This window comes from Spirosoma areae (genome assembly GCF_054781775.1).
Map to the genome: position 1 here is coordinate 459,107 of NZ_BAAGTT010000040.1, position 19,790 is coordinate 478,896.

Annotated in this window: 19 protein-coding genes; 9 read left to right on the forward strand and 10 right to left on the reverse strand. The window is 52.6% G+C overall.

Annotated features, from left to right (window positions below):
• Nucleotides 1–85 precede the first annotated feature (85 nt).
• Together ACYVI1_RS25500 and nhaD are read right to left on the reverse strand one after the other, a co-directional pair.
• Complete coding sequence (locus tag ACYVI1_RS25500) at nt 86–796, reverse strand: LolA-like protein (protein WP_460913763.1); 711 nt, start codon at nt 794–796, stop codon at nt 86–88.
• A 71-nt stretch (nt 797–867) separates the two neighbouring features.
• Complete coding sequence (nhaD, locus tag ACYVI1_RS25505) at nt 868–2,169, reverse strand: sodium:proton antiporter NhaD (RefSeq protein ID WP_460913764.1); 1,302 nt, start codon at nt 2,167–2,169, stop codon at nt 868–870.
• Between the two features lie 74 nt (nt 2,170–2,243).
• Here nhaD and ACYVI1_RS25510 point away from each other — a divergent pair, with 74 nt between their 5' ends.
• Nucleotides 2,244–2,567: a hypothetical protein gene (locus ACYVI1_RS25510; protein ID WP_460913765.1), complete on the forward strand. Its 324-nt coding sequence runs from the start codon at nt 2,244–2,246 to the stop codon at nt 2,565–2,567.
• Nucleotides 2,568–2,598: 31 nt separating this feature from the next.
• Here the strand turns inward: ACYVI1_RS25510 and ACYVI1_RS25515 are convergent, their stop codons facing one another.
• From ACYVI1_RS25515 to ACYVI1_RS25525, 3 genes are all read right to left on the reverse strand, one after another.
• A complete protein-coding gene (locus ACYVI1_RS25515) occupies nt 2,599–3,777 on the reverse strand; it encodes a cation:proton antiporter (protein ID WP_460913766.1) in 1,179 nt (392 codons plus the stop codon).
• 99 nt (nt 3,778–3,876) lie between these two features.
• The gene (locus ACYVI1_RS25520; RefSeq protein ID WP_460913767.1) at nt 3,877–4,746 is read right to left on the reverse strand and encodes a PE-PGRS family protein; all 870 of its coding nucleotides are present in this window, start codon (nt 4,744–4,746) and stop codon (nt 3,877–3,879) included.
• A 155-nt stretch (nt 4,747–4,901) separates the two neighbouring features.
• Entirely contained in the window at nt 4,902–7,217 is a 2,316-nt protein-coding gene (locus tag ACYVI1_RS25525) for a PAS domain-containing sensor histidine kinase (RefSeq protein ID WP_460913768.1), read from the reverse strand.
• 263 nt (nt 7,218–7,480) lie between these two features.
• Between ACYVI1_RS25525 and ACYVI1_RS25530 the strand changes: the two genes are divergently transcribed.
• Nucleotides 7,481–8,122, forward strand: coding sequence for a 3-keto-disaccharide hydrolase (locus ACYVI1_RS25530; RefSeq protein ID WP_460913770.1), 642 nt, complete (start codon nt 7,481–7,483; stop codon nt 8,120–8,122).
• A 75-nt stretch (nt 8,123–8,197) separates the two neighbouring features.
• On the opposite strand, the gene ACYVI1_RS25535 is transcribed toward ACYVI1_RS25530, so the two are convergent.
• Together ACYVI1_RS25535 and ACYVI1_RS25540 are read right to left on the reverse strand one after the other, a co-directional pair.
• Nucleotides 8,198–9,172 carry a gluconolaconase gene (locus ACYVI1_RS25535; RefSeq protein ID WP_460913771.1) on the reverse strand — a complete coding sequence of 325 codons (975 nt, stop codon included), beginning with the start codon at nt 9,170–9,172 and terminating at the stop codon, nt 8,198–8,200.
• 161 nt (nt 9,173–9,333) lie between these two features.
• Entirely contained in the window at nt 9,334–10,326 is a 993-nt protein-coding gene (locus ACYVI1_RS25540) for a gluconolaconase (protein WP_460913772.1), read from the reverse strand.
• Nucleotides 10,327–10,476: 150 nt separating this feature from the next.
• Between ACYVI1_RS25540 and ACYVI1_RS25545 the strand changes: the two genes are divergently transcribed.
• From ACYVI1_RS25545 to ACYVI1_RS25555, 3 genes are all read left to right on the forward strand, one after another.
• Nucleotides 10,477–10,839: a hypothetical protein gene (locus ACYVI1_RS25545; RefSeq protein ID WP_460913774.1), complete on the forward strand. Its 363-nt coding sequence runs from the start codon at nt 10,477–10,479 to the stop codon at nt 10,837–10,839.
• Nucleotides 10,840–10,953: 114 nt separating this feature from the next.
• Nucleotides 10,954–11,997 (forward strand): tRNA preQ1(34) S-adenosylmethionine ribosyltransferase-isomerase QueA, encoded by a 1,044-nt coding sequence (gene queA / locus ACYVI1_RS25550; RefSeq protein WP_460913776.1) that lies wholly within the window; start codon nt 10,954–10,956, stop codon nt 11,995–11,997.
• 75 nt (nt 11,998–12,072) lie between these two features.
• Nucleotides 12,073–12,792, forward strand: coding sequence for a 2-C-methyl-D-erythritol 4-phosphate cytidylyltransferase (locus ACYVI1_RS25555; protein ID WP_460913778.1), 720 nt, complete (start codon nt 12,073–12,075; stop codon nt 12,790–12,792).
• Nucleotides 12,793–12,859: 67 nt separating this feature from the next.
• Here ACYVI1_RS25555 and ACYVI1_RS25560 read toward each other — a convergent pair whose 3' ends face one another.
• The gene (locus ACYVI1_RS25560) at nt 12,860–14,296 is read right to left on the reverse strand and encodes a pyridoxal phosphate-dependent decarboxylase family protein (protein ID WP_460913780.1); all 1,437 of its coding nucleotides are present in this window, start codon (nt 14,294–14,296) and stop codon (nt 12,860–12,862) included.
• A gap of 88 nt (nt 14,297–14,384) precedes the next feature.
• Here ACYVI1_RS25560 and ACYVI1_RS25565 point away from each other — a divergent pair, with 88 nt between their 5' ends.
• The 4 genes from ACYVI1_RS25565 to ACYVI1_RS25580 all read left to right on the forward strand — a co-directional run bounded on the left by ACYVI1_RS25565 (nt 14,385) and on the right by ACYVI1_RS25580 (nt 18,958).
• Nucleotides 14,385–15,260 (forward strand): LysR substrate-binding domain-containing protein, encoded by an 876-nt coding sequence (locus ACYVI1_RS25565; protein ID WP_460913782.1) that lies wholly within the window; start codon nt 14,385–14,387, stop codon nt 15,258–15,260.
• A gap of 5 nt (nt 15,261–15,265) precedes the next feature.
• A complete protein-coding gene (meaB, locus tag ACYVI1_RS25570) occupies nt 15,266–16,264 on the forward strand; it encodes a methylmalonyl Co-A mutase-associated GTPase MeaB (RefSeq protein ID WP_460913784.1) in 999 nt (332 codons plus the stop codon).
• Nucleotides 16,265–16,342: 78 nt separating this feature from the next.
• Nucleotides 16,343–17,413, forward strand: a complete 1,071-nt coding sequence (locus ACYVI1_RS25575; RefSeq protein ID WP_460913785.1) for a plastocyanin/azurin family copper-binding protein — start codon at nt 16,343–16,345, stop codon at nt 17,411–17,413.
• A gap of 72 nt (nt 17,414–17,485) precedes the next feature.
• Entirely contained in the window at nt 17,486–18,958 is a 1,473-nt protein-coding gene (locus ACYVI1_RS25580) for a PQQ-dependent sugar dehydrogenase (RefSeq protein WP_460913786.1), read from the forward strand.
• 94 nt (nt 18,959–19,052) lie between these two features.
• Here the strand turns inward: ACYVI1_RS25580 and ACYVI1_RS25585 are convergent, their stop codons facing one another.
• Nucleotides 19,053–19,445: a hypothetical protein gene (locus tag ACYVI1_RS25585; protein ID WP_460913787.1), complete on the reverse strand. Its 393-nt coding sequence runs from the start codon at nt 19,443–19,445 to the stop codon at nt 19,053–19,055.
• Between the two features lie 112 nt (nt 19,446–19,557).
• Nucleotides 19,558–19,790, reverse strand: a 233-nt coding sequence (locus tag ACYVI1_RS25590; protein ID WP_460913788.1) for a transposase, incomplete at its 5' end; no start/stop codon positions are given.

The window sequence follows — 19,790 nt, forward strand, 5'->3', positions numbered from 1 at the left end:
TTCATTCAACAGAAAAGACCGCTGGTTTTCTCCAGCGGTCTTTTTTGTAATGGCAGCGCGACCGACCGTCCACGCTGCAGGTTACTTACTTCACCGTAAAATCCGAATCTTTCAGGCCTTTATTCATCTTCACGTTATCGACGGTCATGGTCATGGGGCCGCGTGGCGACTGTTGCTTAATCGTCATCGGGAATTTGATGCCGTTTACGTCTTTATAATCCAGATAGGTGGTCGTCGTTGTCATTTCGCCCTGGGGCGATTTGTTCGTCGTAATCGATTGCACTTTCAGGCCCGTTTCCGTATCGAAGAAATCGGTCCAGACGGCCCCTCCCTCCCCTATCGTATGGCTGAGTTTGTAGGTGTCTTTCCCATCTATTTTTTCGGGGCCAACGAGGGTTGACTTCACGCCATTTTCGGTATAATGTACCTCCGGGAAGAGCGTACTCATCAGGGTCATCTGCTGAGCCGCCGGGCCGTCGATGGTACGGCTCCCCTGCATCCCGCCCATCAGCACCTTTGAGCCATCGCCGGTTTGCTTCATCACTTCCATCCCGTTGGCATTGATAACCATCGAGAACTTATTAGGCAGTTTCTGCTTGCGGGTAATCAGGATGGCGCCCATCTGCCCATCGCTCGACATCGTGGTGGTTAGGTCAGTCACTTTCATGAGGGCCTCTTTTCCGCCAATGGCGGTAATGTATTTGCCGATTACTTCCTCGGCGGTTGGCGTCGACTGAGCCGCTGCCGACTGCCAGTAAGCCGTTAGCAGGCAGGCGATAAACAGTATTTTTTTCATGGTTTTGTCAATGGTTTTAGTCAAAAGTAAGCTTTAGACGCCAAAACAACAACGCCGTTTAATAGCCTGACTTATTTGTTGTTAACCAGGGCGAACTGGGCCAGATACACCAGCGCACCGGTAACGTAGCCGATCAATGCCAGCCAACTGATTTTCCGCAGATACCAGCCAAAGGCTAACTTCTCCATGCCCATGACGGCCACGCCCGACGCCGACCCAATCAGCAGTAAGCTCCCGCCCGTACCGGCACAATATGCCAGAAACTCCCACAGTTTGGCGTCGGTTGGGTAGGTTTGCAGGTCATACATGCCCATCGCTGCGGCCACAATCGGTACGTTATCGACCACCGCCGACACCAGTCCAATCAGCAGCACGATCACGTCTAAATTACCCACTCCCCCATTGAGCAATCCGGCCAGGCTACGCAGAATCCCCGTTGCTTCCAATGACCCGACGGCCAGCAGAATCCCCAGAAAAAACAGGATACTCGGCGCGTCAATGCGGCTGAGGGCATAAGCCGCCGTGAACTTTTGCCGGTCAGCCTCGTCCTTGTCGCTGTGGAGCAGTTCCGACACGACCCAAATCAGGCCCAGCACCAGCATCATGCCCATGTAGGGCGGCAGATGTGTGAGGGTCTTGAAAACAGGTACGAACAACATGCCCCCTAAGCCTGTAGCCAGCATAATCCGGCGTTCCCGGCGGGCCGCAGGGGTTACATACGGCCGGCTGATGCCTGATTTATTGGTCAGTGTAACCGCCTGCGTGTCGGACTTGTACATCCGCATCAGCATAGCCAGTGGTACCAGCATGGACACCAAACTCGGCAGGAACAGCATACGCATGATGTTGACCGTCGTGATTTGCCCGCCAATCCAAAGCATCGTTGTTGTGACGTCGCCAATGGGCGACCAGGCGCCACCCGCATTGGCCGCTACAATAATCATCCCCGCCGTGATGCGTCGCTGCTCGGCGTTTCGAATCAGTTTACGGGCTACCGATACCATGACGATGGCGGTGGTGAGGTTGTCTAATAAGGCCGACAGGAAAAACGTGAGCAAGCTTATTATCCAGAGCAGTGTGCGGATGTTCCGGCTGGCAATGCGGTCGGTGATGAGGGTGAACCCATCGTGAACGTCGATCAGTTCGACGACCGTCATGGCCCCCAGCAGAAAAAACAGGATTTCGGACGTTTGGGCCAGGTGTTCGCCGAGGTGTTGCACGACCGAATCGGGCGCATCGTTCATGAGTGCATACACCGTCCAGCACAGGACGCCCGTGATGAGGGCCGTCGCCGTTTTGTTGACGTTGATGGGGTGTTCAAGCGTAATGAGCACATACCCAGCCACAAAGAAACCAATCAGTAGTATGGTCATACCCGTAATCCACCAACTCAGTTATAAATAGATAATTTTGTGCAGGTGCTCATCTCACAGCTAAAGTAGCCAGCATGTTTGTCGTCCATATTCCGTCACTTGGCCCGGATGGCATGGCCTTATTTCCATTTATTTTGGTAAGGCAGCCTAACCCCAGCCCTACCCTGCTCAATCATGAGCGAATTCACCTGCGTCAACAGGCCGAGTTCGGCATTTTTGCGTTTTATATCTGGTATGTGCTCGAATACATGATTCGTCGGTTTCAGTACCGTACTCATTACCAGGCCTACCGAAATATCTCCTTCGAGCGGGAAGCCTTCGCCAACGATCAGAACCTGACGTATCTTAAAAATCGCCCGTTCTGGAGGTTCTGGCGATACGTGAAGCATAATGAATAATGCAGAATCTATTCCTATTGGTCATTCTGCATTATTCATTATCTATTCTTTTGCTTCCCAGTACCCCGGCCATAGCGACTAATGACGTCAGCACGACGACCAGTATCGGTATGCCCTCCCGGAAGCCTACCAACCGAAGGTCTTCGGGAATATTCAGGTAGAGCAGAATCGTAATCAGCCCACGCGGGGCAATCCAAAGCAGCGGACTCGATACGCCCCGGTAGGTGAGCCGAAGGGTTATCCAGCGCCAGGTAATGATAAGAATACCAAATAAGACACTAACAATCAGCGCGTCTACATCGACCAGGTCGCGGGGAGTAGCCGCGTAGCCCAGAATCAGAAAGAAAAACGTGCGAACGACAAAGGCGCCCTCGGCGGTTAGGTTTTTGAGTTGATCCAGTTCTTTCTCGAACAAGTCGTTTTTCAGTACCCGGCTTAATCGACCCCGAATAAACAACTCGGTATTATTCAGGAACAGCCCGAAAATCAGAATCAGCAGCAACGACGACAGGTGATTTATTTCGGCTAACGCATAGACTAAAAAGAGCACCGAAATAATGGGCAGGAATTTGATCCGGTGATTGATGCGCCCAATCAGATAGAGTAACAAAAAGCAACAGGCCAGCGAAATCAGGGCCATCACAAGCGTATCGCGGGTAAATGACCACACCGCTCCCAGAACCGAATCGCGGCTCAGTAACAGAAAGTTATAGGCCATTATACCCAAAATGCTGGCATAAGCCGATTCGTAGGTCGCAAACTCCCGCTGCCCAACCGACAGGGTCGCTACTGTTTGTACCGTTATGGTGCTGCTAATGATGGAAAAGGGCAGGGCGGCAATCAGGCAATGATAAAAGGAGTCGTTCAGGAGCAGGTAAAGAACGCCGGCCATAATCAGCGTGCCGCCAACGATAGACAGCAGGGATGCCAGCAGCGTTCGGCGAATCAGGCTTAGCTTATCGGCATGGAGTTCCAGATCAAGCCCGCCTTCCAGCACAATCAGAATCAGCCCCAGCGTACCAAGCGTGGGCAGAATGGCATTAACATAAGGCACCTGAACCCCGGCATAGTCCGTCGCCTGTTTGGTGAGCATTCCCAGCACCAGCAATAATAAAACAGAGGGAGTCTTAAACCGGCTGCTGAATAAGTCAAACGCATAGGAAATCAACACCGACAGACTCAGAACGATAATCAGTATTGATGAATCCATAGGTCAGCAGTCAATAATAGTCAGTCAATAGTCGTTCGTGGCTGATGTGTGCAGAATTCATACGCCCGTCACCAACGACTATCGACTGACTATTATTGACTATTTTTTGGCATAATAATACAGATTTACCGACGAAGCGCTGGCTCGTTCGCTAATGGTAAAAAACCCTTTGCCTTCTTTGTCAAAACAAATGGCTTCGCCCTGCGTTTCCGACCGAACCACCAACTGGCGGCTGGTACCGTATTGCAGCGCGTCGGGAACCGTCTTGTTAGCCTCGCGTTTCCAGTAAACGACCTGTGTATACGTTCGTATGATAATCTCGCTGCCATCGGGCGAAATGGCGGCCCCGGTCACAAATGTCAATGGCAATTCGCCATGTGCCTGAGCCGTAATGAGTTCGCTCGTGTTCTGCGGATACGGCAGGCTGTAGAGATGGACTTTTTCCTCCCGTTTCGAGATAATATAAATGTCTTTTGTTTTGGGATCGACAAACATCGCTTCGGCATCGCGGGGGCCATCGGGATACCGGAAATCGATGCGGTCAATCTTTGTAATTGTCGTTTGCAGCGAAGCGGGTTCGGCAATCCGGTAAATCTGGCAGGTCTGATTCTGGGCGTTGTTATCGCCTATTTCGCCGATGTAGATGTAATTCGTTCCGTCGATTGGCCCCGGCCCAATGGCCAGTTCTTCCCAATCGCGGTTAGCAAGCGTAGGCACTTTTAGTTTCCCTTTCACTTTGCCATCGTAGCCCAGCAGTGCCAGTTCCGCCGGGCTGCCACTGTCCTGCTCAATCCAAAGATTACCGGGCTGACTTCGGCTGTCGACCATGCCCGACGCTTCGTCAATCTGGCCGGGAGCAACCGGTGTAGCCGTTGGCTCGGTGGTAAAATTGGTATCAAAAACACTTTGTACAGTGAGTTTGCAGGAACATGCCGCCAGCCCAAAAAACAGCAAAATGAAAGTACGCATGGAAATTTCCGGTTGATTCTGTCGCCAAAGTAACGAACAGATACGCAAAATTGATGAATTAAGGGGGAAGAAAGCTATTTATTGATTGAGAGATACCACCTCAACCTCCTGCTGCTTTAGGAGCAGTCCGACGGGTCCGGGGATGGTAAGTGTAATCACACAGGCAGCAGCACACGAAACGTAGCGCCCTCACCCGGTCGGCCTTCGGCCACAATATAGCCATGATGGTTATCGATCACTTTTTGAACAATGGCCAGCCCAATCCCCGTGCCCTGGTACGCGCTTCGGCTGTGTAGTCGCTGAAAAACCTGAAAGATGCGTTCCGCCTGACGGGGGTCGAAGCCGATGCCGTTATCGGCGACGCTGATCAGGTGGAACTCCTGGTCAGCGTCACTGGCAGAAATTGGTGCGGCCACCAGTTCGCGCCCTCGTATTCGCCGGGTGGTAAGGATAATCGTTGGCGGTTCAGCCTGCCCCTGAGGCTTTGCAAACTTCAGCGCATTGCTGACAAGGTTTTGAAAAAGCTGGCGCAGTTGGGCCGCATCGCCCCCCACAGTAGGCAATGGATCCACCCGAACGATAGCCTGTTTGTCGGCAATGACGGTATCAAGATCGCTCAGCACCTCAGTTACTAACCGACTCAGATCGACCGGGCCAATAGCTTCCCGTTTGGTAACCGTCCGGGAGTAGGCCAGAACGTCCTTAATCAGCATCTGCATCCGGGCTGCTGCCGACTGCATCCGGCGGATCAGGTCGGAGCCCTGATCGCCAATGGCAGAGGCATATTCCTGCTGAATAATATCGCCAAAGGCCTGAATCTTACGCAAAGGTTCCTGTAAATCGTGACTGGCGACGTAGGCGAACTGCTCTAAATTTTTGTTCGACCGTTGTAGCTCGACAACCGATTTTTCCAACTGTTGCTGAAGTAGCTTGAGGGGGGTATAATCACCAAAGGTGACGAGCACTTCATCGCCTATTTTGGTCGACATAATATCGAGCCAGACATCAATTCCGCTGCCATCGTAATGAAAATCGAACCGCTGCGGCTCCCCCGTGGCGTAGGTTTTATGGTACGCTTCAAAGAGGCCGTTGGTTTTATAATCGGGAAACCACTTGCTGCCCAATGCTCCAACGACCGCGTCTGGCTCCTGGCCCACATACGACGCAAGTTGCCGGTTCGCTACGCGAAACCGAAAATCAATGACCTCGCCCGTTTTAGTACGCACCGGGCTAAACAGGAAAATGCCGGTCTGGCTGGTGTCGATAATCGTTTGCAATTCAGCCGTTGATGCTTCCAGGCGTTGCTGAAGTTTTTTGAGTTCCGTATAATCCGAAAACGTAACCAGCACATCGTTGCCAAGCTTAGTGGCCGTAACGCTCTCCCAGATGTCGATGCCATCAGCATTGAAATGAAAACTAAAATGCTGCGTTCGTCCCGTTTCATAAATAGCGACGTACCGGCTGAACAGGCCGTTTGTTTTATAGGACGGAAACCAGTGGCTTACCAATTTACCAGTGAGCGCATCCGGCTCCTGATTCACGTAGTGGGCAAACATCTGATTGGCCATCCTAAACCAGAAGTCCACAATTCTACCTGCCTCGTTGCGAACGGGATGTAGCAGAAAAATAGCAACCTGCGCCGAGTCGATAACGGTTCGCAGGTCGGCCGCCGACTGTTCGATGCGTTGCTGCGCCCGCTTAATGACCGATGTATCGGTAAAGGTAACCACGAAACCATCGCCGAGTTTCTGCGCTGATATATCAAACCAGACATCCAGCCCGTCGTGTTTATAGTCGATTTCGGTGCGGGTTGGTTCGCCGGTGTTTGTGGTGTGCGCGTATTTATCGAACAGACCCGTTTGGCGGTTACCCGGAAAATGGGTGAGCAAGGTAGAACCGGTTAGCTCATCCGCCGATTTTCCGACCATTCGGCAGGCAGCCTGATTGACCAGCAGACAGTTAAAATCCTGAACGACGCCGGTCTCGTTCCGAATGGCCTCAAAAGCCATGATGCCGTTGATGGAGCCGTTCAGTACACTGTTCAGCAGATCGGTCTGCTGATTTCGATGGGCTATGCTGGCCTGCTCAGCAGCTTTCAGAGCCGATATGTCGCGCGTAACACTCAGAATGCCATCGCCTACTTTCGACCAGTTCATCAGGAACCATCTTTGCAGCCTCGTATTGAAATAGTCGAACTCCAGAGGTTGGTTGGTTTCGAGCACGAGACCCATTTCCCCAACGCTTTTTTCGATGAGCGCCCGGTCATGCTGGTTGTCGGCCAGCACCCGTGTGCCAACTTTTACCTGATAGACGTCTTTGGCTGCGGCCAGCGCCTGCTGATTGGCGTATTCAATTTGAAAATCAACGACCCGGTTGCTTTCATCCCGCAAGGCCTTCATCCAGATAACGGAATCGGGCAGGGCGTCGAGCAATTGACTGAGCGCTAAAGGACTGGACTGTTCGGGCAACATTAAAACGCAACTGTTAGTGGTACTAAATTAACCAGCAAAGGTACACTATTCGCCGGGAGTCGTAGCTACACGGCCAAAGAACCGGCGCTGCACAAGCGATGAACAATGAACGACAGGCGGGCCAATACGTTAAAAAATTCTTGTGAACGGTACGAACCAGGCAGACAACCGGGGTAGTGGCAAGTGCGGTTGATTAGTTTTACGGGGTTATGTGCTTTTGTTTATGGATGACGATTCCGAACTGTATAACTTATTGTAGGCACATGAAAACCCGGTTAACTTTTTTAGCAGTCACGTTACTGCTTGGCATTTGTATCAGCTTTACCACGCGCCCCAACGCCAGCGGCTGGGTCAGTATCTTTGACGGGAAAACACTCAACGGCTGGAAACTTACCGACGAGAGTCCGGCAACGTTCAGCGTTCAGGATGGCGCCATTGTCGTTGCCGGACCACGCGCGCACCTATTCTACGAAGGCCCGGTGAATAACCACAACTTCAGGAATTTTGAGTGGAAGGCGCAGGTGAAAACCATGCCTGGCTCCAATTCCGGCATGTTTATTCATACCGCCTATCAACCATCGGGCTGGCCCTCTAAAGGCTACGAGATTCAGGTCAACCAAACCCATACCGACTGGCGCAAAACAGGCAGTGTCTATGCGCTTCAGGACGTGAAAGAGGTGTTTGTGAAAGACGACGAGTGGTATACCGAACACATCATTGTGAACGGCAAAAACGTGATTATCAAAGTCAACGACAAGGTCATTAACAACTATACTGAACCCGACAGCATCAGCAACGGCAAATCGAACAAAAAACTTAGCAGCGGCACGGTTGCCCTGCAAGGTCACGATCCGAAAAGCAAAGTCTTTTTTAAAGACATCATGGTGAAAGTGCTGCCGGATTAAAAAGCAGGGGGCATAGGGTGCTGGGAGCAGGGTACACGGAGCGTTTCAATCCGTGCACCCTGCTCCCTGCTTTTTTCACCTAAACTTCTGAATGCTGTAGTCATTTGACTGAAGCAATGCCAAATTGCCCATAGCCGCGCCGATTTCACCAATGCGGGCATTGAGGGTATAAATGCTTCCATTAACTGCCACGTTGGTTGTTGCCTGAAAATACCCGTCGGCATCGAATTTGACGATAGACGCCGTCTGCCAGTTATCCGTACTCCGCACCTGCGCCACCCGACTGCCGCTGCCCGTCACTACATACAAGTCGCCGTTGAGCAGGGTCAGGCCATCGCCGGGCAGGCTGGGCAAACCCCCTACTTCCGAAATGGCATTACCGTTCTGTAAATCGACTTTATAGAGCTTACCCGCGCCCGTCTGGGCTACGATCAGGTAACCATTGGGGTGATACACAATCCCGTTCAGGCCAAAAGCAATGCTACTGAACCGAGAATCATTGACCAGCACACTGGCTTGCCCGGTCGGCAACACTTTATAAATGACCGGGGCGAACGAGTCGGTCACATAAACTGTTCCGTCGGGCTGGATGGTCAGGTCGTTGGCAAAATGCCGGGGGCTGGCATACAAGTCGTCGAGGTCTATGCGACGCTCTAACTGACGACTGTTGAGCGTAAATACCAACAACTCAGCCAGTTTATTGGTCGTTTGCGGAGTGCTCTTGCTGGATGCGCCCTGATCGCCATTGCAGACGAATATGCGCCCATCCGCTACTTTCACGCCAACACCGCTAATCAATTCAGGGGCCGTGATCAAATCGGCATAGTTCCCGTCAACGTCGACTGTACCAATTTTTCCCTGGGTAAGGGAGGTGACAACAAACCGGTCTAACTGCGCGGAGTAGGCAATTCCTTCCGGGTATTGGCGGGCCGCAACAAAATTAATTCGATTGGGAAACGATGCATTTGGGCTAAGCCGGTGATCGTCGCAGGCGGTGAGGCATAGCGCAGAAACCACTAAAAAAAGGCAGGAAATGTACGTTATTTTCATAAACGCTGCGTTGGCATAAAATTGAGTAAACACGAAGTCTGAGGCATTAAAACTCTCTTAATTGCCTGTGAATCCGATTTGTTTACCCATCTTATGCTACGGCCTGCCATTGAGCAGGGTGCCTGGAGCGGAGGTTGAAGCACCCTGCACCTCGCCCCTGGCTATTTAAACTGCTGGATGCTATACTCACTGGCCTGGAGTTTGGCCGGGTTTTTCTGCATAGCCGCATCATTTACCTCACCTATCCGGGCGTTGAGGGTATAAATTTTGTCATTTACAACCACATTCGTGGTCGCCTGTTCATAGCCAGCCGCATCTGTTTTAACCACAGCAGCCGTTTTCCAGCCATCCGAACTGCTCAACTGCGTTACTTTGTTTCGGCCATTGACAACATATAAGTCATTGTTATACAGCACCATACCGTCTCCACCCGGCAAGCTGAAATTACCCGTCACCTGCGTCACCTTACCGGGGCTATTCAGATCGACTTTAAAGAGTTTCCCCTCATTTGATTTCACTACGATCAGGAACTTGCCAGGGTGATACACAATCCCGTTCAGGTTCACCCCGTCGATGCCTTCGACCAGAAACTGCGGATCATTCACCAGAATGCTTGCTTTGAAGTCGGGCGTTACTTTATAAATAACCGGCGCGAACGAATCGGTTATGTAGGTGTTTCCATCCGTATCGAACGCCATGTCATTGGCAAAATGATCGACGCCCGGCAGCAGCGAATCCAGAGAAACTGCTTTGACCAACTGGCGCGAAGCCAGATCGAATACCAGCAAACCGGCGGTTTTCAGTATCGTTTTGGGCGTACTTTTTTCTGAAACACCCTGGTCGCTGTTACACACATAAAGCTGATTGCCATTCACTTTCAGGCCAATGCCGCTAATGAGCACGTCGGCTGATACAAAGTCGGCATAGCGACCATTCTGGTCAACCGTTCCGACTTTACCCTGCGTAACTGAACTGACCAGAAATTTATCGAATGAGGGGGCATACGTTATTCCTTCGGGATATTGGCGGCTGGCCGAGAAGGCGATGCGTTCAGGAATTACCGGGGCGTTGAATTCGGGGTCGCTGGTATTACACGATGTAACGCAGAGCAGCATCAATGTAAACGTAGCGATTGACGGGGTATGGGTCAGCATAAAAGGTACGGTTTTACTGCAAAATAACTAACTTATAAGATAAGATTTGCCGTGGGCGTTCATTAAACTGATTGTACGGAACCAAAACAGTAACGCAGCAAACTATCCGTTGTTTTTTCAGTTTTATACCCATACAAACACTGTACCGTTATGAAACATTTCACCACCCTGACCGAAGCTATGGAAGACCTTCATGGCCGGGGCTACACGCATGAGTTCGGTCCTAAAAAAGATTTTCTGGAAGAAAAAAGTACTGAAACAAAGCTGAAGAGTGAAGACTTTAACGTCGATGAATTTCACCGGTTTGAGGGCACATCGGACCCCGGCGATGAGATGACGCTATATGCCATTACGGCCTCTAACGGCATGAAGGGCGTTTTTGTCTCGCCACAGGGAACTTATGCCAATGAAGTCTCGCCCGAACTGATGGCTAAATTTGACCTGTCCGACCGGGCGCATGTCAACACCGACGGAGCCGTTCAACCCATCAGCCAGCCAACAACCACCCAATAGTCATTTCTGTGATATTTGCAAGAAAATTGCCCGGAAGATGTCAAATTTTTCGGGTTTTTCAGTATATTTGCGGCCTTTACAAAAACACGCCGTTCTTTTTCGTGCCGACACATTATGAAGTTATCCGAATTTAAATTTGATTTACCCGAGAGCCTTATTGCCAAACATCCAGTTGAGCGCGGTGAATCGCGGCTGATGGTCATTGATCGGAAAGCCAAAACCATTGAACACAAGAAGTTTTCGGATATGCTGAGCTATTTCGGCGATGGCGACGTGATGGTGATCAATAACACGAAAGTTTTTCCGGCCCGTTTGTACGGCAATAAAGAAAAAACAGGCGCTAAAATCGAAGTTTTCCTCCTGCGCGAGCTGAACCGGGAAATGAAACTCTGGGATGTGCTGGTGGACCCCGCCCGCAAAATTCGCGTTGGCAACAAGCTGTATTTTGGCGACAGCGACCTGGTTGCCGAAGTGATCGACAACACCACCTCGCGCGGTCGAACCATCCGGTTTCTGTTTGATGGCAACCACGAGGAATTTATGAAAGCGGTTGACGAACTGGGCGAAACCCCCATTCCGCGCGAGTTCAACCGGGAAGCCGAAACTGCCGACCGCGAAGACTACCAAACCGTTTTTGCCCAGCATGTTGGCGCTGTTGCTGCCCCAACGGCCGGCCTGCACTTCACCCGCGCCATGATGAAGCGCATGGAAATCAAAGGAATTCACTTTGCGCCGGTCACGCTGCACGTTGGACTGGGTACGTTCCGGCAAGTCGATGTGGAAGACCTGACCAAGCACAAAACCGATTCCGAAAATTACCGCATTCCCGAAGAGTCGGCTCAGATTGTCAATACCGCGCTCGATGCCGGTAAGCGCGTGTGTGCCATCGGGACGACTTCGCTGAAAGCCATCGAATCGTCGGTATCGGCCAATAGCCGACTGAAGCCGGTTGAAGGCTGGACGGATCGGTTTATTTTTCCGCCCTACGAATTCAAAATCGCCAACTCACTCCTGACGAACCTGCATTTGCCGGAGTCGATTCTGATCATGATGACCAGTGCGTTTGGTGGTCACGAACTCATCAAAGAAGCGTATCAGGTTGCCATAAAAGAGAAGTATCGGTTCTTTAGCTACGGCGACGCGATGCTGATCATTTAGTCGTCAGTCAATAGTCAATACGGGGTTGCCCGGCGGTCGATAGTCAATGGTATTTCTGGTCTTTGCTTTTTACTGATGACTGACGACTATCGACCGCCGGGCAACCCCGTATCGACTAATTTTTTTGCCATCATTGTGGCGGGCGGGAGTGGGAGCCGCATGAAATCCGATGTGCCGAAGCAGTTCTTACTGCTCAACGGCAAGCCCATTCTTCAGCATACCATCGAGCGATTTCTGGCCGTACAACTCCCTGGGTCCGTTTCCCCATCGACCCAACCCTCATCCGTTCAGATCATTCTCGTTCTGCCCGCCCGTGACCTACTCCTGTGGGGAAAACTTTGCGACGAACACAATTTCCATCCAACCATTCAGTCTGTTCATGGCGGGACTACGCGCTTCCAGTCGGTACGCAACGGCCTCAATGCCATTCAGGCAACCGACGGGTTAGTTGCTGTACACGACGGGGTGCGGCCTTTTGTTTCCGCAGAAATTATTCAGCATAGTTTTGTCACTGCCGCCCGCACCGGCTCAGCCGTGACCTGCGTACCGGTGAAAGATTCGGTGCGGATGATTGGTGCCGATGGCACGAGTCAGGCCGTGGACCGCAGTCAGTACCGCTTAGTACAAACGCCCCAAACGTTCCGTCTCGATTTATTCAGGAAAGCTTTTCAGGCCAACGAGCAACCGTTTTTTACCGACTGCGCCAGTGTCATGGAGCATAGCGGTTTTCCCATTACACTCATCGATGGGTCCTACGAGAACATTAAAATTACAACGCCGGAGGATTTAACGTAGCCTGGACGGCCACCTCCGGGCGAATAAGTAGTGATTAACGGACGTGGCCGTTTCCGTTTAGGTCACTTCACGTACTTATCGCATCCAGCAGCCCCGTCAAATGCTCATCTGTTGTCAGTGGATTCATGAGCGATACGCGCAGATAGACGCGTTCACGCAGGGTCGTCTGCACGATGTAGAACCGGCCATCTGTCAATAATCGGCTTCGGATTTGGGTGTTGAGCTGGTCGAGCTGCTCAGGTGTGTAGCCGTCGATAATGCAGCGAAAACACACGATGTTACTTTCCGGCTCAACAGCCAGTTCAAAGCCGGGCCGGGCGCGTACCTGCTCAGCAAACCCGCGTGCCAGGTTGTAGAGTGTGTCAACGTTGGCCGTAAAGATTTCCTCGCCGTAGGTTCGGAGAACGGCATACACGTTTGCACTCATCATCCATTTTGTGCATTCAAATGCCCGTTTACCGGAATTGAACCAATCCTTGGTGGTAGAGTCGGCCCAGAGGTATTGCGCTTTTTGCTGAAACGTTCGGTAAGAGTCGGCATCTCGCCGGTAGAGTACAGCCGTAACTAAGGCCGGAATCATCATCATTTTGTGAAAATCGACCACCACAGAATCTGCCCGGTCGATGCCGTTTATCAAGTGCCGATACCTGTCCGACAGGGCCACAGCCCCACCATGTGCGCCATCGGCATGAAACCACAGGCTATGCTTCTGGCAGAAATCGGCAATGGCTGTCAGGTCATCGTACGAGCCGGTTGAGGTGGAGCAGGCACTACCCACAACCGCAAAAACAGTCAGGCCTGCCTGCTTTGCCTCCTCCAGATATGGCTCCAGCAGGTCGGTTCGCATCTGAAAGCGGTCGTTTGTTGGAATCTTGATAATTCCGGCACTACCAAGCCCCATAATCCGGGCGGCCCGGTCTACGCAGTAATGGGCTTCTTCGGAAACCATAATTGCCAGCCGATTCGTCGGGTCGTGACCCGCTTCCCAAACGTCGACAGGTGAGTTCGGCGATCCAACCGCCACGGCCCGGGCCGTAAGCAGCGCGGTGAGGTTGGCGAGGGTACCGCCCGATGTGAGAAAACCACCCGATTGGCTGCCCAACTGGAGTTTACCCGCCAGCCATTCGCATACGATGCGTTCGAGGGCGTTGGCAGTCATGCCCATCTCATAGACGGCCTGCCCCTGATTGAGCATACCGGTTAGCAGGCCCGTCAAAGCGGCCAGCGGCAACGGGGGCGCCACCTGATGACCCATAAACTTTGGATTATGCAGGTGAATGGATCGCTGGACAATATCTGCCAGCAACGGCGTCGGATTGGGGTTGACAGGCTGGGCAAAGTCGGTCTGCCAATACGCCAACTGCTCGTCGGGCGGGGTGTATGCCAACACTGGCGTCGTTCCAGACTGGGCCTGAACGAGGTGATTAGCGAGCAGATCAACTAAGGCATGACCCTGTTGGCGAAAGGTTTCGGGCGAATAGGCGGCAGTTAAACGGTCGTTCATGGCTGATGGGTTTTCAGGACAAAGCAACTACTTATTTTTGATGCCTGGAAATGCTTATTTTTGATGAATTGATAGCCAAAACGCATCAATGGATATTTTACAGCTTAAGCACTTTCTGGCCTTAGCTAACACGTTGAACTATCGCCGAACCGCCGAGTCCGTGTTCATTGCACAGCCTGCACTAAGTCGGCAGATTCAGCAGTTGGAAAACGAAATAGGCGCGTTGCTGTTCAAACGCAACAAACGCAATGTATCCCTGACCCCTGCCGGGGCGCATCTGCAACAGGAGGCCGGTCGGTTGGTTGAGCAATTGGAGCAGGCCTGCCGGCGAACCGCGCAAATTCACCGGGGCGAAGCCGGCGAAATTAGAATTGGCCACGCGAGTTCGGCCATGCAGTCGATTTTGCCGAAACTGCTGATCAGCATTCGGAACAAAACACCCGATTTGCGTGCCATGCTCATGGAAACCACAAACCGGTTTCAGATGGAAGCTTTGCAAAACCGGGCCATCGACGTTGGTTTTTCGCCCAATATTATTGTACCTGCCAACGTGAGCAGCCGGATTGTCTATACCGAAAACTTCGTCGTGCTGTTGCCTGAAAACCATCCTGTTTGCAGCGAAACCTTCACGGATCTATCCATTTTCGCTCAGGAGCCGTTTATTTTGCCGCCGTTGCCGGAGGGCATTGGCTATGTCGAACGTATTCAGGCTATGTGTCAGGAACATGGGTTTTCACCGATTATTGCCTATGAATCGGCTTATTCGGGAACGGTTCTGCGGTTGGTCGAAGCAGGCATGGGCATCAGCATTGAACCGGCCTCGACCTTGCGGGGGCAGAACCTACCCATCAAAACCATCGAACTGACGGATGTTTCCCAGAAAGCAGAAATGCGGATGCTCTGGCTCACCGAACGCACAACGGAGTTAACGCCGTTTTTTACCTTAGTCGATTCCATTTTGTGAGCTACATGCGCGATCGCCTTCCCCCCGACCACTACATCAGCGGCATCCTCGCTGGCGACCGGCTGCTGCTGAGCCGGGCCATTACGCTCGTCGAAAGCCAGCGCCCCGACGATCAGGCGCTGGCGCAGCAGGTACTGACCGGTATTTCATCCAAAACCGGGAATTCCATCCGGGTGGGTATCACGGGCGTGCCGGGCGTTGGCAAAAGTACGTTTATCGAAACGGTTGGCAAATACCTGACGGGCCTCGGCCATCGGCTGGCGGTGCTCACCATCGACCCCACCAGCCAACGGTCGGGGGGCAGTTTGCTGGGCGATAAAACCCGGATGGAAACGCTTTCCATGGACCCCAGCGCCTACATTCGCCCGTCGCCGGCGGGGAGTTCGCTGGGTGGGGTGGCCCACCGTACCCGCGAAACGATGTTGCTATGCGAAGCCGCCGGGTTCGACATTATTCTGGTCGAGACGGTGGGCGTGGGGCAGTCCGAAACCGTTGTGCATGGCCTGGTCGATTTCTTTTTACTGCTGATGCTGGCCGGGGCAGGCGACGAATTACAAGGTATGAAACGCGGCATTATGGAACTGGCTGACGCGCTCGTAATCACCAAAGCCGACGGCGACAACAAGGTTCCGGCCAACCGCGCCCGACTGGAGTATGAGAATGCGCTGCATCTTTTTCCCGCGACCGGTACCGGCTGGTTTCCGCCCGTGCTAACCTGCTCAGCCCTGAGTAGTGGTAGCGAAGGGCCATTCGGTATCGCCGGGGTCTGGCAAACCATTCAGCAGCACCAGGAACTGACCACCCGGAACGGCCACCGCGACCAGCGACGGCAGGAACAGCAATTAATCTGGTTTCGGTCGTTGGTACGTCAGGCGCTGGATGCTCAGTTTTATACCCGTCCCGGCATTCGTGAACAATTGGTCAGCCTTGAAGCCCAGGTACGGGCCGGCACCCTACTCCCCCCCCACGCCGTGCAAACATTATTGGGTTTGATTGGCGAATAATTGGTGTATTACGTTGTCAGATGCTGACATCACATCAACAATAGCCGTTAGAATCAGCGTTTTTTTGCTTTTACTGGTATGTCTACCTATTTATTGCTGCTGGTGGGTCTACTTCTGTCCGTAGGGACAGCACAGGCCCAGCGAGACACAATCATCACCATTTCGTCGGCGGAGGGCCTGCAATTTGACCATAAACGACTCATTATCAAGCCTAATACCCGGCTAAAACTCATTTTTCGAAATAAAGACGACATGGAGCATAACCTTGTCGTTACCCGCCCTAATTCGCGGCTGCGCGTGGTTGAGTTTGCGCTGGCGCTGGGAGCCAAAGGCCCGGCACAACATCACGTGCCGCTAATGGATGAAGTACTGGCGCATACCGTGAGTGTTGATCCGGGCAATACCGACTCACTGACGGTGACGCTTGCCGAAGGGGCTTACCCGTTTGTGTGTACTTATCCGGGCCACGGCTACGTTATGTACGGCGTCATCTACGCCACTAACCAGCCCAAACGACTGCCCAGCCCGGACGACGACCGGAACCTGCCCAACCCGGCCCGTGTGGCGGAAGCGGGTCATCGCCACGCGGCCGAATCCGGCCACCCTTACGCGCTCAAATTACCGGCGGTTTACCGAACCTTCATGCCCGATTGCGGACCGGCGGCCATTGCCGTAGGCTTGCCCGGCCCCGACGGCGGCCAGTCGTATGTGTTCGATGCGGGCCAGTGTCGACTGCGCTATGCCTGGTCGGGGGGGTTCGTGGACAATTCGGAACAGTGGGATGGCAAGGGGCAACGGTTTAGCAAAGTTGTCGGTGAGATTTATTATCGGGACAGCGGCAGTTTCCCGTGGCGGGTTGGGAATGTAGCCACGCTACCTCAGTTTAAAGGCTATCGGCTGGTCAATCGGTACCCTGAATTTAGGTATGTGGTGAATGGAGTCGATGTACGCGAACTTATTAAACCAGTAGCCAGTGGACGCGGCCTTATTCGCACCTTTACACTCAGCCCAACAAAACAGGCCGTTTCGTTTGTCGCTGCCGCTCAACCCGGCATCCGGCTAACGCCATCGGTAGGCCGTTTGCAAAATGGCGAAGTCCGTCTGCCGCCCGGCACCAGGCAGTTCACGTTAACGGTTTCAACGAATTAAAAAGGAATAGTGTGTTTTTGTCTGTTTTTTTATTCGTTCAGTCATTATTCACTCTTCATTCTACAGTAAAAAATGCTTGCTTCCTTGCTGCTTTCCTCGCTCTTGTCCTTCTTTCCTGCCGACACAATTTCTGACTACTACGAGATAGAGACCATTCCAACTCCGCCCGGTTTAGTGGCCGAAACCGGTGGTCTGGCCTTCCTGCCCGACGGGCGAATGGCGGCCTGTTTTCACCGGGGCGAGGTGATGCTGTATAACCCCAAAACTAAATCCTGGAAACTTTTTGCCGAAGGGCTGCACGATCCGCTGGGCGTGGTGGCCATCAGCAACAACCAACTGCTGGTGGTTCAGCGGCCCGAACTGACCCGCGTGACCGATACCAACGGCGACGGTGTGGCCGACCAGTATGAGACCGTAACGGATCAGTTTGGCATGTCGGGCAACTACCACGAATTTGCTTTTGGACCCGTGCGCGATGCAAAAGGGAATCTGTATTTCAGTCTCAATACAGGTTCTAATGGGGCGGGCATTCGGGAGGAAGTTCGTGGGCAGTATGACCCGCTGGGGCGGCAGGGACGCATGTATGCCTGTGTACCCTACCGGGGCTGGGTCATGCAGCTTACACCCGATGGGAAGGTAAAACCCTACGCCAGTGGTTTCCGGTCGCCCAACGGAATTGGCTTCGATGCAAAGGGGCGGCTGTTTGTTACCGATAATCAGGGCGACTGGCTCGGTACCAGCAAGTTATACCACGTTGAAGAAGGAAAATTTTACGGACATCCGGCCAGTTTAGTCTGGCGGCCGGGCTTCCCGGATGTAGACCCACTAACGCTATCGGTTCAGGCCCTCGACAGTATGCGAACCGTGGAAAGCGTTGCGTTTCCACACGAGTTGATGGCCCATTCGCCAACGCAGATTGCGTTCGACAATTCCGGCGGCAAGTTTGGGCCGTTTGCGGGTCAGCTGTTTGTGGGCGAAATGGATTTTCCTCATCTGTTACGCATCCTGCCCGATGAAGTCGGGGGGCAGATTCAGGGCGCTTGCGTGCCGTTTTTCGAGAAAGGTGGCTCGAATGGTGTACCGCTGCGGATTGGCAATAACCGGCTGGCTTTTGCCCCCGACGGGAGTTTATATCTGGGCCAGGCCGACCATGGCTGGTTAGGCGACCGGGGCATTCAACGCATACGGTATAAATCCGGCACACCGCTCGACCTGCTGGCCATGAAACTAACTCCCATCGGCTTCGACCTGACCTTTACACAGCCGGTTGATGAAGCAACGGCCCGCGAAGTGGCTAATTACCATTTCCGCTCGTATTACTACGAATACCATCAAACGTATGGGTCACCGCAGAAAGATGTTCAAACGGTAGCCGTTTCGGCCATTACTTTATCGGCCGACCGTAGAACCGTATCACTGAAACTTGCCGACTTGAAAAAAAGTCGGATTTATGAACTCACCATGGGCGACCTCCGGGCCACTAACGGTCAGAAAAAACTCATGAACCGGGTGGTTTGCTATACGCTGAACCAACTGGTGAAGTGAGCTACTGTAAAAAGGTTGTGCCCGTATGGGTGGTGTCAGGTTTGAAAATCTAACACCACCCATACGGGCACAACCTTTTTACGGAGCAGGTCAATTAAGCATTCCCCAGCGTCCGCTCAGGCTCATTGGCCCGCGTTGCCGGAACGGTTTCTTCGCTTGTACTCTGGTTCCAGTCGGCATTACCTACCGTTGAGGCATCATCAGCATCGGGATGCAGGGGAGCCTGTCCCCACGACGCCCGTTTTGATTCTTCAATGGCTTCGTCGGTAATACTGTCAGGCTCATCGTCCGACGCATTAGCTTCAGCAGCAGCAGCGTCGCCTGGCACGTCGGTATCATTGCTGTCGGCAACGCGCGAGGGCAGGTCGTTGTCTAAATTTTTGTCATTCAACTGCGCTAAGTCAGGGTGAATACCCATTGTGTTGTGCATCTGCTGGGCCGCATTTGACTCCGTGCTTTCTTTCCGGGATTTGCTACTTACGCTCATAACGTTGATTCGTTTAGTGTTGAGAAAAGTTAGTTATAGATCAATGAGTTATTCGCTTATTGGTGTTGTGCCACTGCTTAATATTTCAATAAGTTCTAGGGCGTGTTGACATTCAAGCTAACAAAATCAAAGCTGACGCTATGTAAATAAATCCAGCAAAGCTGCTGGCTGTCTTATCGTAGCGAGTAGCCACCCGTCGGTACTGCTTGAGCTTGTTGAAATAGCGCTCTACTTTGTTGCGGTCTTTGTATAAGTTCTCGTCAATCGAACGCTCAATGAGTCGATTCTTCTTGGCCGGTATGACCGCTTCTGCCTGAGAGTCGGCCAGCCAATTCAACAACGAAT

Excerpts from the sequence above, each read along its gene's own strand:
- ACYVI1_RS25500 (WP_460913763.1), bottom strand. The coding sequence starts at position 796 with ATGAAAAAAATACTGTTTATCGCCTGCCTGCTAACGGCTTACTGGCAG.
- nhaD (WP_460913764.1), bottom strand. The coding sequence starts at position 2,169 with ATGACCATACTACTGATTGGTTTCTTTGTGGCTGGGTATGTGCTCATT.
- ACYVI1_RS25510 (WP_460913765.1), top strand. The coding sequence starts at position 2,244 with ATGTTTGTCGTCCATATTCCGTCACTTGGCCCGGATGGCATGGCCTTA.
- ACYVI1_RS25515 (WP_460913766.1), bottom strand. The coding sequence starts at position 3,777 with ATGGATTCATCAATACTGATTATCGTTCTGAGTCTGTCGGTGTTGATT.
- ACYVI1_RS25520 (WP_460913767.1), bottom strand. The coding sequence starts at position 4,746 with ATGCGTACTTTCATTTTGCTGTTTTTTGGGCTGGCGGCATGTTCCTGC.
- ACYVI1_RS25525 (WP_460913768.1), bottom strand. The coding sequence starts at position 7,217 with ATGTTGCCCGAACAGTCCAGTCCTTTAGCGCTCAGTCAATTGCTCGAC.
- ACYVI1_RS25530 (WP_460913770.1), top strand. The coding sequence starts at position 7,481 with ATGAAAACCCGGTTAACTTTTTTAGCAGTCACGTTACTGCTTGGCATT.
- ACYVI1_RS25535 (WP_460913771.1), bottom strand. The coding sequence starts at position 9,172 with ATGAAAATAACGTACATTTCCTGCCTTTTTTTAGTGGTTTCTGCGCTA.
- ACYVI1_RS25540 (WP_460913772.1), bottom strand. The coding sequence starts at position 10,326 with ATGCTGACCCATACCCCGTCAATCGCTACGTTTACATTGATGCTGCTC.
- ACYVI1_RS25545 (WP_460913774.1), top strand. The coding sequence starts at position 10,477 with ATGAAACATTTCACCACCCTGACCGAAGCTATGGAAGACCTTCATGGC.
- queA (WP_460913776.1), top strand. The coding sequence starts at position 10,954 with ATGAAGTTATCCGAATTTAAATTTGATTTACCCGAGAGCCTTATTGCC.
- ACYVI1_RS25555 (WP_460913778.1), top strand. The coding sequence starts at position 12,073 with ATGACTGACGACTATCGACCGCCGGGCAACCCCGTATCGACTAATTTT.
- ACYVI1_RS25560 (WP_460913780.1), bottom strand. The coding sequence starts at position 14,296 with ATGAACGACCGTTTAACTGCCGCCTATTCGCCCGAAACCTTTCGCCAA.
- ACYVI1_RS25565 (WP_460913782.1), top strand. The coding sequence starts at position 14,385 with ATGGATATTTTACAGCTTAAGCACTTTCTGGCCTTAGCTAACACGTTG.
- meaB (WP_460913784.1), top strand. The coding sequence starts at position 15,266 with ATGCGCGATCGCCTTCCCCCCGACCACTACATCAGCGGCATCCTCGCT.
- ACYVI1_RS25575 (WP_460913785.1), top strand. The coding sequence starts at position 16,343 with ATGTCTACCTATTTATTGCTGCTGGTGGGTCTACTTCTGTCCGTAGGG.
- ACYVI1_RS25580 (WP_460913786.1), top strand. The coding sequence starts at position 17,486 with ATGCTTGCTTCCTTGCTGCTTTCCTCGCTCTTGTCCTTCTTTCCTGCC.
- ACYVI1_RS25585 (WP_460913787.1), bottom strand. The coding sequence starts at position 19,445 with ATGAGCGTAAGTAGCAAATCCCGGAAAGAAAGCACGGAGTCAAATGCG.